This is a genomic window from Leptothoe sp. ISB3NOV94-8A (assembly GCF_043421595.1).
Lineage (GTDB): Bacteria > Cyanobacteriota > Cyanobacteriia > Phormidesmidales > Phormidesmidaceae > Leptothoe > Leptothoe turfae.
On record NZ_JAXSQW010000001.1, the window covers coordinates 6,903,201 to 6,918,135 of the forward strand.

Annotated in this window: 9 protein-coding genes; 3 read left to right on the forward strand and 6 right to left on the reverse strand. The window is 47.3% G+C overall.

What is annotated here, in order from left to right; all coding sequences use genetic code 11:
- Positions 1-30: 30 nt before the first annotated feature.
- Entirely contained in the window at positions 31-1,128 is a 1,098-nt protein-coding gene (locus SPB21_RS29835) for a substrate-binding domain-containing protein (RefSeq protein WP_163703069.1), read from the forward strand.
- Here SPB21_RS29835 and SPB21_RS29840 read toward each other — a convergent pair.
- The 4 genes from SPB21_RS29840 to SPB21_RS29855 all read right to left on the reverse strand — a co-directional run bounded on the left by SPB21_RS29840 (position 1,121) and on the right by SPB21_RS29855 (position 10,655).
- Complete coding sequence (locus SPB21_RS29840; RefSeq protein WP_499868556.1) at positions 1,121-3,004, reverse strand: hypothetical protein; 1,884 nt, start codon at positions 3,002-3,004, stop codon at positions 1,121-1,123. The two genes, SPB21_RS29835 and SPB21_RS29840, sit on opposite strands and share 8 nt — an antisense overlap.
- Positions 3,005-3,340: 336 nt before the next feature.
- The gene (locus SPB21_RS29845) at positions 3,341-3,664 is read right to left on the reverse strand and encodes a hypothetical protein (RefSeq protein ID WP_163663895.1); all 324 of its coding nucleotides are present in this window, start codon (positions 3,662-3,664) and stop codon (positions 3,341-3,343) included.
- A 187-nt stretch (positions 3,665-3,851) separates the two neighbouring features.
- Positions 3,852-8,579: a hypothetical protein gene (locus SPB21_RS29850; protein WP_499868558.1), complete on the reverse strand. Its 4,728-nt coding sequence runs from the start codon at positions 8,577-8,579 to the stop codon at positions 3,852-3,854.
- Positions 8,580-9,065: 486 nt separating this feature from the next.
- Positions 9,066-10,655, reverse strand: a complete 1,590-nt coding sequence (locus SPB21_RS29855; RefSeq protein ID WP_499868559.1) for a hypothetical protein — start codon at positions 10,653-10,655, stop codon at positions 9,066-9,068.
- 150 nt (positions 10,656-10,805) lie between these two features.
- Here SPB21_RS29855 and SPB21_RS29860 point away from each other — a divergent pair, with 150 nt between their 5' ends.
- Positions 10,806-11,087, forward strand: coding sequence for a PIN domain-containing protein (locus SPB21_RS29860; protein ID WP_163663901.1), 282 nt, complete (start codon positions 10,806-10,808; stop codon positions 11,085-11,087).
- 30 nt (positions 11,088-11,117) lie between these two features.
- Positions 11,118-12,728 (forward strand): AAA-like domain-containing protein, encoded by a 1,611-nt coding sequence (locus tag SPB21_RS29865; protein ID WP_163663904.1) that lies wholly within the window; start codon positions 11,118-11,120, stop codon positions 12,726-12,728.
- 22 nt (positions 12,729-12,750) lie between these two features.
- Here the strand turns inward: SPB21_RS29865 and SPB21_RS29870 are convergent, their stop codons facing one another.
- Both SPB21_RS29870 and SPB21_RS29875 read right to left on the reverse strand, forming a co-directional pair.
- Complete coding sequence (locus tag SPB21_RS29870) at positions 12,751-14,202, reverse strand: hypothetical protein (protein WP_163663905.1); 1,452 nt, start codon at positions 14,200-14,202, stop codon at positions 12,751-12,753.
- A 123-nt stretch (positions 14,203-14,325) separates the two neighbouring features.
- Positions 14,326-14,922, reverse strand: a complete 597-nt coding sequence (locus SPB21_RS29875) for a transposase (protein ID WP_499868562.1) — start codon at positions 14,920-14,922, stop codon at positions 14,326-14,328.
- Positions 14,923-14,935 lie beyond the last annotated feature (13 nt).

Consider the following 14,935-nt stretch of genomic DNA (forward strand, 5'->3'; position numbering starts at 1 on the left):
AATTGGCCCCATTCCCCATTTTTCTCCACCATGGTTACCAAACCCGTTACCTCCCTTGCCATCATCGTTGCCTCTGCCGGTCTCGCCTACGCCCCTCTCCCCGGTGTTAACCAATCCATTACCATTGTTAGCGGCAGCGAACTTCAGGAACCTCTTAAACTTCTCGAAACTCGTTTCGAACAACAGAATCCTTCGATTCAAATCAATCTTGAATTCCAAGGTTCCCAAGATATTGTCAACAAATATATTGATGATAACAATGACTTTGAACCCACAGTGCTAATTCCGGCCAATGGTCAACTATTGGACGAACTAAGCCAACGTTGGAAGGCACAGTACGGTGATGAGCCCTTTTATGAAACGCCCCAACCCATTGCAAAAACCATGCTTGTAGCAGTCTCCTGGCCAGAACGAGCCCAGGCACTATTCCCTGGCGGTGAGTTTCAGTGGCAGCGTGTGGAAGACGCCATGACGGGTGGTAATTGGGACAAAATTGGTGGCAATGCCGCTTGGGGCAGTTTTGACTTTGTAACGACTGATCCTACCCGCTCTAACAGTGGTCAGCTGACGATGAGTTTATGGTCACAATCTGAGGCTAATAGCAACAGCCTCAATACGGGTGACTTTAGCAAAGACAATGTACAAACTTTGTTTGGGTTGGTAAAACGCTCTGTTTATCAGCCGCCTAGATCTACGGACATTTTATTGCAAGAGTTTATTACTCGCGGTCCCAACGATGCCGACATTGCCACCGTATATGAGAGTATTGCCCTCCACCGTTGGGAACAATCCAGCGCAACCCAAGGCCAGCCCTATCAAATCCTTTACCTAGATCCGACCATCGAGACTATTTCCACCGCTGTCATTGTGCGACGTGATGTAAACGGTGGTGAAGCTAACGCTGCTCGCGCATTTATTGACTTTTTGATGGAGCCCGGGCAGCAGGCCGTATTTGTGCAGCATGGCTTTCGTCCAATGAATGCCAAAGTTGATATTAATTCCGTTCCCAACAGTCCTTGGAGTAAAAATATTCCTGGAGCAACAACAGATCCAACTGGACGGGTGAGTACTCCCCCAGATCGTTCTGTAGTTGAAGAGGTGATTCGCCAGTGGCAGCGCGCTAATTAACCGTAGCTCTAAATCGGACAAATCCATAAGCACCGGTTGGATCACTCGATGCAGGCGGTACATCTCCCACATTGACAATAATGAAGCCATTGTCCTGGGTCTGACTGCCCAGGGTCAAATCGTAACGACAATAGTTTAAAGAAGCGCTATTGCTGGCAATATAGGCCCCTATATCCAGATCTTCAGTGTTAGTGAAAACCTGATTCCCATTAGCCAGCCCTAACATGATGCCAGTGTCAGGATTAAATGCATCGTCGGCAAAGGTGAGATAGTCGGGGATGCGATCGCACAGTCGAAAATCCTGCGCTACAGTACTACCGTTAGAGAGAAAATAGATCGTGTACTCAATCTCATCCCCTGGCTGCACGCTGATACCACCTACAACTCCACTCAGATAGTTAGCTGGCCACTCGGCTGCATTATCGTCATCATCGGGGCTACCCACATCTACATAGGTGTCGTCAAATACCTGTTCATCAGCCTGTCCTCGGTTGATAGCCGTAATTCTTTTAACTAAAGCCATTTGAGCATTGCCCGCCGGGTCAAATGGAAAATTAATATTCAAAATATCTGTTGTCAAAAGGGTTACTTGGCGCGGATTTATTTGAGACGCCTCCGCATCACCCCCACCATAGAGCAATCCTTTCAGATCTCCATCGGTTTCATCAATATCTACCCAGTAGTTTGTATTCTCCGCCAGGTTAGTAAATGAATACTCTCCGCCATTTTGCGTCTCCTTAACCTCAATCAGTAAGTCGTCACCATTGGTTTCTAGAATATTATCGCCGTCATCCTTATAAAGTGTGACAGTTACCTCATCTAGTCCGCGCTCACCACTGCTCAGCAAATCATCTTGACTCGTGTCCTCAAAGGCATTACCACTAATGTGGCAGCCCGCTGCCATACCAGAAGTCATAAAAATAGATTGAGTAGCTCCCCCATCTAAGGATGCACCCACTGCATAGGTAATTTGGGTAGTATCAATAAACGTATTTTGATAATCAACGACAATTCGATTACTAGGGTCATTTTCTGAGGGGTTGGGACCTAATCCCTCGGTATTAGAGGCATTCGGATTATCCGTTGATGATGAATCATCTGTGAATGTGTGTTTATTACCTGAGAGACTCTCCACCAGGATAGACCCAACATAGGTATTGGTAGAGCTAATGGATGTCCCACCCAAAAAACTTTCAACCTCAAGGATGTCTCGAAACCGGACATTACTGTTAACGTACTGACTGTCAACATCCCCCGCCAGGACACGAGCATTACCAATGGGACGATTGTATTCAACTTCCAGAACCCAGCTATCACCAGGGTCGCCTTCACGCTCCGTCAGCCTGGGAGTGCTAATCCCTGTTCTTGGATCGGTAAACTCAATAAAAAATACATCTGGATCATTGCCAGTGGCTATAAACTTACCACTGTTGTTGTTAATGGCAACAGTACGCATCGTGGCCGTAGTTCCATTAGGGGCCGTTGCTGTCCATACCGTATCTACAGAATACTTAGGCCTGGCATTACTTCCCCCAGTCATGCCAAATGGCTCACGGTCAGGCACAAAGTCGCCAAATGCCATATCGTGACAGCTCAAAGAGAGAGGAGCCTGAGGTGAACTATCCGGCCATGCCTCTACAGGCAGATTATTTGCTTGAGCAGGTAAGGCTGTCATTAACGTGGTCGCAATACTCGTTGCCAGTGCCAAAGAATGGGCCGCGACCATTTTCCCATTGTGTATTTTTTTCGAGGGTGCACCCAACAACCGCTGCTGAATCAAACTAACCAGCGGCAAAGACTTTTCTGCCAGCTGTTTTCGAACTCTGACCCTGTGAGGATTTAGAGCGACGAGACGCTCAAGTAATGATGAAAACACTGTATAAAAAAATACTTGCCTTGGTTTTCTTAGCTTGCCTTAAAGATCAGCGATAATCTCTCGGGAATTTTACTAAAATACTTGACATAAAATACTGAAAAAGACAGAAGAGATTTAATCAAAATGCTTTGATATTTAAGCATTTTGGGGCTCAAAGTCCTTCATATGAATCTAATCAGCCTATTCTTTATTTTTGTCTATAAACTTGAATTTAAGATAGTACTAAATACGTGATTTTACTAGTATGACCCATCAAGCTCCAAAGCCATGATCTTATACTTGTCAGTACTTACTTACATCACAAAATGTATTCATCTCAACTGGAAACCGCTATATCTATTGAACAGTTTCTCTTGATGTATCTCTTGTCTGATTATGGTTTAAGTTAGTACGCTCTGAAGACGTTGAGTTGTTTGTTGCAACATCTTCTAACTCCACACCATCAACTATATTAGATTCAATCTGCTGCACATCATTATCAACGTTTTCTATGAAACTTCCCACTGCCTGACTCTCAATCAGAATCATTGGCTTGTCGTTGCTGTTGGCTAACACAGGTGCCCCACAGACCAAAATGCCGCTGTATATAATCAAAGAGGGAACTGCCTGCTTTGCAGGTGTCTGGCTAAGGTTTGCTAGATATGGTGGCAACAAAGACATAGATAGCTATTCTTCCTTTCAGACCCTATGATGCCTGTATAGTTGCTAGTTTGACTTCGGTGAAACTCCTTGAGAATATGGCTTGTTATTGTAGCAACTCTGCAATGTCAGGACAATACTGATTTGTGTTGTAGGGGCACTCCACGGAATGTCCCTACAACGATGTCATTGGTAAAAATCGGATTGCTTATTCATCCACCTTGGTGGTAAACCGAAAATAGCCATAGGCATTGGTGGGTGTCCCTTGCCCGGTGGTGTTAGGTAATGTGGCCAATCCGGTTGGATTACCGGTTGTGCCAGTGATATCGACCACCACCACTTCATCGGTGGCGGATGTGCTAAACCCAGAGAGATTACATGTCGGTACCGCAGGTAGATTGCCCACTGTGGTCACCTCGCCTCGATCAACAGTTGTGGCATCGCTATCATCAGTGAGATTGTAGGTGGTGCTGCCGATAACTAGCTCAATGTCGTTGCCACCATAAAGTCCAGTAACAAAACTCTGATTCGGCTGAATCCAGTCACAGATTCTCACGGTTTCGGCTGTAGTGCCACCTGCGTTGAGGAAATACACTGTGTATTCAATCTCGTCACCAGGGTTGACCAATCCTGCATCAAGTTCACCTAGCAGATAACCATTTGGCCAGTTACTCATGTCATCAGCCGAATTTGTAACATTATCGTTGACTATCCCATTGAGGGTGGTATTGTCGTTAGGATTTTTGGTGCGATCGCCATTGATGGCCGTAATCCGTTTCACCAATACTACATCAGCGTTACTCGACACGACCGTAAACGTGGTCGGATCATCAATGGGGGGTGAGTCCGGGTCGTCGCTAGGGAAGGTTTGTGCACCGAAGGAGAGGGATGCCTGGTTATCAATGTTGCCCACTGGAGCATTGTTATCAACAACAGCATTTACTGTGAAAGTGACACTGTTGGTAATGTTATCCACACCGTTAGGGATGTTAATGCTGCTGATGCTCAGTGCAGTGTCATTAAATGTGGTGACGGTGCCACCACCAGGGGATGCAACACTCAGACTGTTGGTATCAAAGGTAATGTTGGGGTCCGTGAGGACATCCTCAAAATCAATAAAAATGTCGCTACCATACCCGTTGTATAACACGTAGGTATAGGTGACCGTATCACCGGGAAATGCAATTTCAGGTTCAACATTTTTGGTGAGGGCGGGTGGAGTACAGGAAGTGGCATCAAATTTATCATTGGTAAACACTGGTCCCACCCGGTGGACAACAGCGGGCGACCGGGTCAAATCAATGGCAAAGAGGGCATTATCACCACCAGCCACATTGCGATAAAAGTAGCTGATGCCGCTGCTGGTGGCCCAAGACCCCCCTGAATTAAAGGGTACGGGGTCACCTGTCGTTGTAACAACGGTTGCAGCTCCTCCTGTTGGTGGAATACGATAGAGATTTCCCTGGGTGATGCCGTATAACTGACCATCAACAGGATTGAAATTAAGGTCATCGGGATCATTGGGTAGCCCTGTAATAGCAAAAGTTTGGTAGGTGAGGCTACCATCGGTAGGAGTGTCACCAATCGCAACAACTCGCAGTGTGTTGCCATCTACCATGTTGTAGTAATTACCACGGCCATCCATGGTGCCACTAAACCAGGCGGGGGTATTCAGTTCGGTAGACGGATCGCTCACTAAGGTGGCTCGACCTAACCCTTCAAGGGTGCCATCGGCGCTGATGCGCACAATCTCGCGCGGTTGGAAACTGGACTCACCTAGAGGATTGATGACAACACCATAGAGGTAGTTATCCAAAATGTTATAGGCTAAACCATTGACTTCGATGGGAGGATCAAAGTTTGGGGACGTAGCGGTATTAATTGAGTTAAAGCTCAGGGTGGTTGGGTCAAAGATACCGAATTCGGATGGACTGTTGATGATGGAATAGGCGGAGGTGTCGCAGGCAAAGGTGGGACCAGAAAATGTGCTAGCACGAGTTCTCACCGTAGCATCGACAGATGGAATAAAGCCTAAACTAGGATGGTCAGGAGTTCCCTTGAAATTATTGGTATAAATTTCACCGCCGAGACTACCCGTAGATGACATCGTTAGTCGCAGCCGCCGCGTCGGATCCCCGGCATTCATAGCGGGTGCTGTGATCAAAACTGCCGTGACATCAGAATAATCGGCCGCAGGACAACCTCCTGCTCCACTAGTAATATCAGCAGGAGTACACCAGACTGTACTGCCATTTTGAGTCGCTGGGTTATCACTGATATTGTTGGGACTATCGTTGGTGAATTGGAAGGTAAAACCCGCATTATCTACATCCTGAATAGTTTTAAAGATAGGCGTGGCTGTATAATCTGTGGGCGGGGTACCCACACCATCAAACGCATCTCGAATAGAGCCATCGCCCTCATAGGGAAGGATATCGATAAATTCAGAGCCTGCTGTTACATCAATATCTTCACTGAGATTGGCCAGATACAGATCATAAACAATATCTTCTCCTGGCTCTATTTCTGGTGTGACCGCCTCTTTGAAAATGGTAAATGCTGCATTGTTGACGATAGTAACCGAACGGATATCGGTACGCGATTCTAAAGGAGAGGAGTCAAGGTCCGAACCAGTATCATCTAGAGCAGCAACAGATGCTTGGTTGGCAATACTGGTGCCACCGACAATATCAAACCCCGCCTTAGCTTCGAAGGTGATCGTCGGAATCGGCACATTGGGAGAGTAATCGCCTAAGCTCCAGCTCAGAGTCGTAGTTCCATCTCCATTCGCGATCACGCTGTCAGGGGTAATATTGGCAGATCCGGTAACGTAGCTGAGTTCTGTGGGCAAGGTATCGGTCACCACAATCTCAGCCTCAGAGACATCGCTGGTTAATGCTGTGAGGGTGGTCTCTAGGGCAAAGGTAATATTCTCAGTTGCCTTAACGGTATTAACGGAGTCATCTGCTTCCGTTCCATTAGTTGGATCATCGGTGCTTTTATCAATTCGGACGATCGCACGGGTGAGCTGCAGGCGATCACCGTCATCATTACCGCTATGGTCAACGGGGTTATAAGACCCGACATCCCAATTGCCACTCTTGAGTTCATCTACCCGGGAGGTAACAAAATTAGCAAGAATTGTCGGATCGGGGATTTGTATCCCCGTCACTGGATCAATATTAAGAACCTGTAGGTGAAGCACAGCGTCTATACGGAAGCCTTCTGGCAGAACACCATCCACTCCGCTAGGCCGAATCCGTACTCGGGTGACTTGAGGAATCAAACCAGGATTGCTGGCCAGGTTAGCTTCGCTATACCAGGTGGCATCACTATCATTGCAGGTGGCGTTGCGCTGATCCTCAAACCGAGTCGCGTCTCCAATTGCCGCTGTTTCACCCCCATAATAGCTATCTATTGCAGTGTCGCCTCCTACACCATACTCAATAATTACATCTGACTCTGTCAGTCGTTGACCTCCCGTGCGGAATTCCACATATTGACCACTGGTGGGATTAGGGGCCAAAATTTGGGTGCGGTTATCAAACTTGTCGCACAGCATAACATTGGTTAAATCGCCAACACCCGTGTTCCTAATAGTGAAATAACTACCAACGCTCTCACCTGGGAGCACGACACCATCGCCGGATTCAATGTCTGTCATAGGATACAACACGCTGTTGTTATTGAAATTACCACCGCTGTAGGGAGTACGATAATATTTGTCCTGGCTACGCCCTGACTGGGGCTGCTGCAACGCAAATGTTCGATCATTGTTTACATCATCACTGTTACTGATGGGAACGGTGACATTCCCTCCTTGGTCCGGTTCTATATTGGACTGATTGGTAACACTTGGGGTATCGAGAAAGTCATAATAGTTTGTAACTGTGAGCTGATTTCCCCCGGCTGGAAAATCACTCGTAGGTATCCAAATCTCTACAACTCCGGCGACTAGATGAGTGTCATGAACATTGAGGGTACCTCCATTGGCATTTAGGGTAGGACGATGTTGACCAGACAAGTCGGCATCGGTAATGGTGATAGTAATGTCGTTGCCTGCACCGCTTTGACTACAGCTCCAGGTACCAGAATCTGTGACAGCATTTGTCTCTTGTCCTGCCCCGGCAATACTTAGGGAGCCCAATGGGAGTTCTCTGATCCAAGATCCGGCAATACTGTTGTCTTTGGTATTGGGGGCACAGCCCGATCGTCCACCCCAAGTATATAAACGGGCATTGGGGGAAATGCCACTCACCACATCAGTGATAATCATTTGATTGCCTGGGGTACTCGGATCGTCATCACCCAAGACCTCGCTCCCTTTTGGAGCAATAATTGACAGGGGCCAGACATAAAGCACCCCTTCTTCGCCTCCAGGCCCCTCGGTTAATGTACCGACTCGACGAGGAGCGCCGGAGTCATCCTTCGCCAGGTCCATTTGTGGTGTGGCTGAAACTTTCACCTGGGTAGGGCCTGCTGAGAGATTACCGGCACTAGAGGTGAGATTAGCGTTTACTTCCAGATCTGCACCATGGGGGGCTGTGCCTAAAACAGCGGCTGTAAAGTCAAAGAAGCCGGTGGTTGAGGTGGGTAGGGGTTCAGTACATGTGAGGGTTTTGCGATCGCTACTAACCGACACACTCCCAAGACATGAACTTTGGTTCTCTTCCCACAAATGATAATCATCGCCAATGGTGACTGTGATCGTCGTACTGCCATTGGGCTGAGTATCGGTGGCATAGTTAACCCGATAGGTGACAGTATCATAGGTCCGCACAATCCCATTCTCATCATTAGCATCATTCCCCGCATTACTAAAGCCAGGGTAGGTTGGATCAGGTCCCGAGAAGTTTGCAGTACCATCACTTCTAACACTTACTCCAAATGTTGTCACCTCTGCTGTTGCTGTCGTTGCAAATATTCCACCCATCATACTTGCAAGCCCCAATGTGGCTAACAAGTAATTACGAGAAGACAAAAAATAGTGGCTTTTTCTAGAGTTAGGACAACTGTTTTCTTTCTTTGCGAAATGATGATGAATCCCCAAGGAATTTAGAGATAGGAATGGAATTTGCATGGTAGATGACTGACCTGATCAGGAACGGCATATGCAGTAAGCTAACTCTTCTCCTATGGAGAATAATCAAAGTCCATCTGCTAATGGAATAACTTCACACGAATTGAGATGTTTTACCCAGAAAAGTTGTTGTAACTATTCCAATTCGTGTGGCTTTAAAGTGATCTCATCTAATAACGCTAGGGTACACAAAAAAACTTTGATTCTCTCAGTAACCATGCGTATTTTTTGTCAAGGTTACGAACTTGTATTATGCCGGAACTTTGTATTAAGAGCTTTTGCTGTTGACAAATAATGTGCAATCAAGCGTTAGATAAAAAAACGTTAATTCTACTGGCTCGGCTATTCAACTACTTGGGTCGTAAATCGAAAGAAACCAAAAGCGTTGCTAGGCAAATCTTGTCCAGATATACCAGGCAATGTAGTTAACCCAGTGGGTTCACCGATTGTTCCAGTAACATCCAACACCAATACATTATCGTTGAGAGCAGTGTCGTCAGATAGATTACAAGTAGGATTTGTAGACAAGCTACCTACAGTTGTTAATTCTGCCCTATCAGTTACATCGTTCGTAGCGGTTAACTGGTAGGTGCTACCACCAATATCAAGCGCAATGTCTTTTCCATCATATAGGTTGGGCGCAGAAGCTCCATACAGACCAGTAACAAAATTCTGGTTAGGCTGTATCCAGTCGCAGAGCCTTACATCCATAGCCTCCCTGCCCCCAGTATTGATAAAATATATTGTATATTCAATCTCATCGCCGGGCTTTACTAAGCCTGCATTAATCTCACCAATCAGATAATCTGTAGGCCAGTTCCTGTTATCATCAGCGGAATTAGCGATATTGTCATTGACTTCAGTATTGAGAGGCGTGTTGTCGTTTAAGTTAACCGTGCGGTTGCCATTGATAGCCGTAATCCGTTTGACGACGAGTACTTCAGGCGGTCTGACAACATTAGCACCGATAAAACTAAGGTGTTCGCTATCGGCATTGTTGTTGCCTGCTGTACTGTCATCATCGCCGACAATGAGCATGACTTTTTGTATACGTTCGATCTCACCATTATCAACAAAGCCAATCCAGCGAGTTGATTGGTTGCCACAGCCTGGTTCGTTATTGGCTGTGCCGCCACACAGGCTTTGAACAACCAGTTCTGGGTCGGGTTCGTTACTGTCATAGAGAGAATTTGGCGCAATTTCAATATCATTGCCAATGCGGTTATTCGAGGCATCCAGAAGCCTTGAAATTGCTGGTGTTCCGTTGCCATCAGTGCGAGTTTCTAAGTCTCCTACCCAGAAGCCAAACGAGCTAACTGGTTGGTCAAATGATAGGAGAACGGTATTGCGTTTGAGATCACTCAAAGCGCCGGCGTGAGTCTCATTCCAAAATCGAGGTTGGTCATTACTTTCATAAAGGCTGGTCGGACGGGGTGCTGAACCTTGCAAAGAACTACTACTGCTGAGGGTAGGACTTGAGCCTGCAATCGTAGGCTCTCCAGCACATGCAGTCTCCCCTATGGGAATCTGTACCAACTCAACAGAGACATTGACTATATTGTCGATGACAGGATCGTGATAGCTAAAATTGTTAACGCTACCCTGAGGAACACTAGCGGTTCCAAACCAGTTTTCTAACGCAGGATCGGTTGGTTGACCAACCGCAGTTCGCCAATCATCGTCCAAGATGTCTACTAAATCGCGGGTGGCAATGACATTGCGTCTGACCTCACCGCTGATATAAGGGATAATGCTAGGGTCAGATGTACCGCTACCGATGGTGCAGCCGTCTGAGTCGGTGGTCACCATGACAGATGAACTTGTCCGTGTCTCTTGTGAGTTGTTAACTGGGTTAATAAAGCTCCCTGTGGCTTGGTTTTTAAGCGCAGTGCCAGGTGCTGGAGCATCTGCCCGAGCTGAACGATCAATCAATGCTCCATGAGATAACAATATTATGACAATTAGGGCATGTTTGAGGCCCCAACTGAGTAACTGACATTTCATTTGTGCGCAACCCTGACAAAATGTGCCTGGTTATCCCAGTGCTCTCATTAAGGTGCCCACCCATAGTTTTCTCATGTGATGAGAAAGTTGATATCCCTGTCTTTAGGAATTGATGATGCCTGGGCTCAGGTGGAAGAAGGGTTGGCTCTACCTAATATCTGGATTCCGTTATCCACCGATCAATATTCCACTGTTTTAAGGGGCTTGCTGCAAGATGCCCATATAAATGCCAACCTGTTTCCAGATGCCCATTTAGCGGCTTTAGCGATAGGGCATTGTCTGGAAGGTTGTACAATAGATACTGATTTTGCGAGATCCTCTGGCTGTCGATGGCGTAATCCGCTTCAAGTTGCTTCATGATAGAGGAGCGGACGTTTCCTTTGGCAGGTTATGGCACCGGTATTCACAGATCGATTCTTTAATACGGCGGGTCCGGTGCGGGCTGATTGGCACTATCTGATCGATCCGTTGACCCGTTGGGCTATGGATGACATTCTCCAGCTGATTGCCCAGGGAAAATATTTTGTGCTGCATGCACCCCGGCAGACAGGGAAAACCTCCTGTTTGCTGGCCCTGATGGAGTATCTCAATGCTGAGGGGCGCTACCAGGCGGTTTATGCCAATATTGAGACGGCCCAAACCGCTAGAAATGATGTTTTTCGTGGCATTGACACCGTTGTCTATACCCTGGCATCAATGGCTCAGCTTTATCAGCAAGATGCTCGATTGCATGACTGGCGACAGGCAATGCTCAAGCAATCGGCACCAGCCGATGATATGCTGCGTAGCCTATTATCCCAATGGGCTACTCAAACGGACCAACCCATTGTTCTATTTTTGGATGAAGTGGATGCACTGGTGGGGGATACGCTGGTTGCCCTGTTGCGTCAGTTGCGAGCAGGCTATACCCAACGACCGCAGAATTTTCCTCTATCAATTATTCTCTGTGGGGTACGGGATGTGCGGGACTATCGCATTCAAACCACAGGACAGGACATTATTACCGGGGGCAGTGCATTTAATATTAAGGCAGAATCCCTGCGATTAGGTCATTTTATTGAGTCTGAGGTGCAGGCATTGCTCCAGCAGCACACGGATCTGACGAAGCAGGTGTTTACGCCAGAAGCACTAACTTACATATGGCAGCAGACCCAGGGGCAACCCTGGTTGGTAAATGCCCTGGCTTATCAGGTTTGCTTTAAAGGGGACGGTAAAAAGCGCACCCAACCCATCACCCTGGAACTTATGAAAACTGCCCGAGAAAGTCTGATTCAACGGCGTGACACCCACCTGGACCAGCTCACTGATAAACTCAAAGAGCCCCGAGTCCATCGGGTAATTGCCCAGATACTGGCTGGAGAAGTGCAGGTGGATGAGTTTCCTACGGATGATACCCAATATATTGAAGATTTAGGATTGATTCATCGTCGACCTACCTGGCAGATTGCTAACCCTATCTATCAGGAGATTATCCCTAGGGAATTAATTTGGACTAGTCAATATACGATTCAACAGGAACCCAATTGGTATATCCAGAGTGATAAACGACTGGATATGCCTAAGCTACTGAGAGCATTCCAACAGTTTTTTCGGGAGAATAGTGAAGTCTGGATCGAACGATTTGATTATAAAGAGGCCGGTCCTCAACTCCTGTTGCAAGCGTTTTTACAACGTATTCTTAATGGGGGTGGCAGACTGACAAGAGAATATGGTCTGGGACGTAAACGTACCGATTTGTTAATTGAATGGCCCTTGGCTCAGGAGCAGGGGTTTCTCGGGCCAGTGCAGCGAGTGGTGTTGGAGCTTAAGATTTTATACCGGTCTTTGGAGGCCACTGTGGCTAATGGTTTAGCGCAAACGGCTGACTATGCGGATAAATCTGGAGCAGCAGAAGCCCATTTGATTTGTTTTAATCGCGATTCTCAGGTGAGCTGGGACGATAAGATTTTTGAACGGGTTGAATTGTACCAGGAAAGAACAATTTACCTATGGGGCATGTAAGAAAATATTCATCATGGTGGGGTTACTTCACTCGGGCTCTAAATTTCACATGGCCGTAGGCTCCGGTGGCGTTGGTGGTAGCGTCAGGTAAATCACCCAGGTTAACAACAACGGCACCGTTGGGGTTGGCATTGCTACCATTGCCGTCGCCGTCGCAGTCGATGTCGGGAAAGCTGTTGGCGGGGTCAACGCCGGGGGCAAAGTAAGTAGCACTATCGCCGTCGTTGGCTCCGGTGTGGTAGTCGGTGGTGCCATTGCGGAAGAGTTCGATGCTGAGGTCGGCTCCGCCGATGCCGCCGGTGGCTTGGGGGTTGTTGCCAGTGTAGGCGTTGGGGATAAAGGTGGTAAATGTGGGAATATAGTCGCAGAAGAGAACGTTTTCTGCGGTGGTGTCTCCGGAAGAGAGGAAGTAGATGGTGTATTCGATTTCGTCGTTGGGCATGACGTTACCGCCATTGATACCGCCTAGTAGATTGTTTGTGATATCCGGCCACTGATCTGTATCTTTTGGTGGATCTCCAGGATTGACCGGATCTGCAACCGTAATGTCGTTGTCATCATAGGGGTTACTGGCTTCATCCAGGTATTGAGCTATGTCATCACCTTCGGTGGTAGTGGTTCCCCCATTAAGGGCGGTAATCCTTTTCACCAAAAGCACATTGGGATCAAGTGCGGCTGTGATCTCGACCGTTAAACTATCCTCAGCTTCTCTTTCGCCATTAATCGGTGCACCTGTTGTGTCCCCATTATCCGTGCCCGAATTATCCTGGGTGTAGACATCATTTGACCCTGCCACATAGGCCTCATTCTGACCATCTGTCGCCGCTGTATCCCCCAGGGTGACCGTTAAATCATTGCCTGCAGTCCCTGCCGTTACCGGTACCCGTACTGTAATGCTGGCCCCTGCTGGAATAGAGCCATTGTTGGCACTGGCCACACCACTTAACAAATTACCAGTGGTCTCACCCCCACCGGGCACCGTAATATTGTTGCCCGTCAGATCAACCGCAGCCCCTGCCCCTATCCCATCGGCATCGTACTCAATAATTTGAATATCTCCTGCTTGGGTGCCATTGGTCACTGAAGCAGAGCCCGGAAGTACAAACTGGGTAGGATCGTTACCCACATTGGTGATTACAAAGTCTACATATACCGTATCGCCTTCATTGACGGTGCCGTCAGTGGGTTCGTTATAACCATTGCTGACCACAGTGATACCTGCTACCTCAGCCACTTCCACCTGTACTTCATTGGAGATAATGGTCTGGGTGCTACTATCACTCGGATCAACAAAACTACCTGTCGCCTGGTTCCGAATAATGGTCCCTGGGGCAGGACTATTGGCCCAGGCCATCATCCCCGGTGACAATACGCCTCCCGACAACAATATGGCGGCGATAATAGTCCGTGCCCGATTGGTTAACTGACGGCGGTTTGGTTTTGATTGATTGGGTGAAAGGCGACGGTTAGACATTTTCAATAACCAAATTTTGTGTAATACTGAAAATTGGAATTTTTTGTAATACGGATAATCGTCCTCGATCCCTTTGTAGAGACCTTCCATGGAAGGTCTCTACAAAGGGATCGTTGGGGCGGATTACGTTATTGGGGGAGATTTTATTGGGGGCAATAATTTGCGGGGATGATTGCGATCGCGTCCCCAATTGCTCGGATTTTTGACGATATATCGCCGAATATAATCAATTGATCTGTCGGCACGAATGATGTGTTCGTAGAACCGAGATTGCCATGCAAACCGAGAATACCCATTTTGGCGACACCATCGCGTTACCGAAGATTTATAGGACCGTACGATGGCACCTAAGGAACCTCGTTTTGGGGAAATCGCGGACATCTTCTGGGACAACGACGACCTCTCTTGTAGAGACCTTCCATGGAAGGTCTCTACAAGAGGATTATCCAAACGACGTTCAATTATCAAAATTCCGTGGAGGTGATTGGGCATCACTACGTATTCATCAATTCGCACATTCTCACAATGGTCAGGAATCTCTTGCCAACACCGTTTTGCCATATGACCAATAGCTGAAAATTCCATAACACCATCCACTACATCACCGAAAAAACACTCCCGTTTTTTGGTGCATAGGGTCAAAAAATAACCACCTGCTCGTCTATAGTCCCTCTGCGGTAAACGCATGGAGGTACCCTTAAATCTGTTGCGATAAGCCATCGCTAACATCACC

Excerpts from the sequence above, each read along its gene's own strand:
- SPB21_RS29835 (WP_163703069.1), top strand. The coding sequence starts at position 31 with ATGGTTACCAAACCCGTTACCTCCCTTGCCATCATCGTTGCCTCTGCC.
- SPB21_RS29845 (WP_163663895.1), bottom strand. The coding sequence starts at position 3,664 with ATGTCTTTGTTGCCACCATATCTAGCAAACCTTAGCCAGACACCTGCA.
- SPB21_RS29850 (WP_499868558.1), bottom strand. The coding sequence starts at position 8,579 with ATGATGGGTGGAATATTTGCAACGACAGCAACAGCAGAGGTGACAACA.
- SPB21_RS29860 (WP_163663901.1), top strand. The coding sequence starts at position 10,806 with ATGAGAAAGTTGATATCCCTGTCTTTAGGAATTGATGATGCCTGGGCT.
- SPB21_RS29865 (WP_163663904.1), top strand. The coding sequence starts at position 11,118 with ATGGCACCGGTATTCACAGATCGATTCTTTAATACGGCGGGTCCGGTG.
- SPB21_RS29870 (WP_163663905.1), bottom strand. The coding sequence starts at position 14,202 with ATGTCTAACCGTCGCCTTTCACCCAATCAATCAAAACCAAACCGCCGT.
- SPB21_RS29875 (WP_499868562.1), bottom strand. The coding sequence starts at position 14,922 with ATGGCTTATCGCAACAGATTTAAGGGTACCTCCATGCGTTTACCGCAG.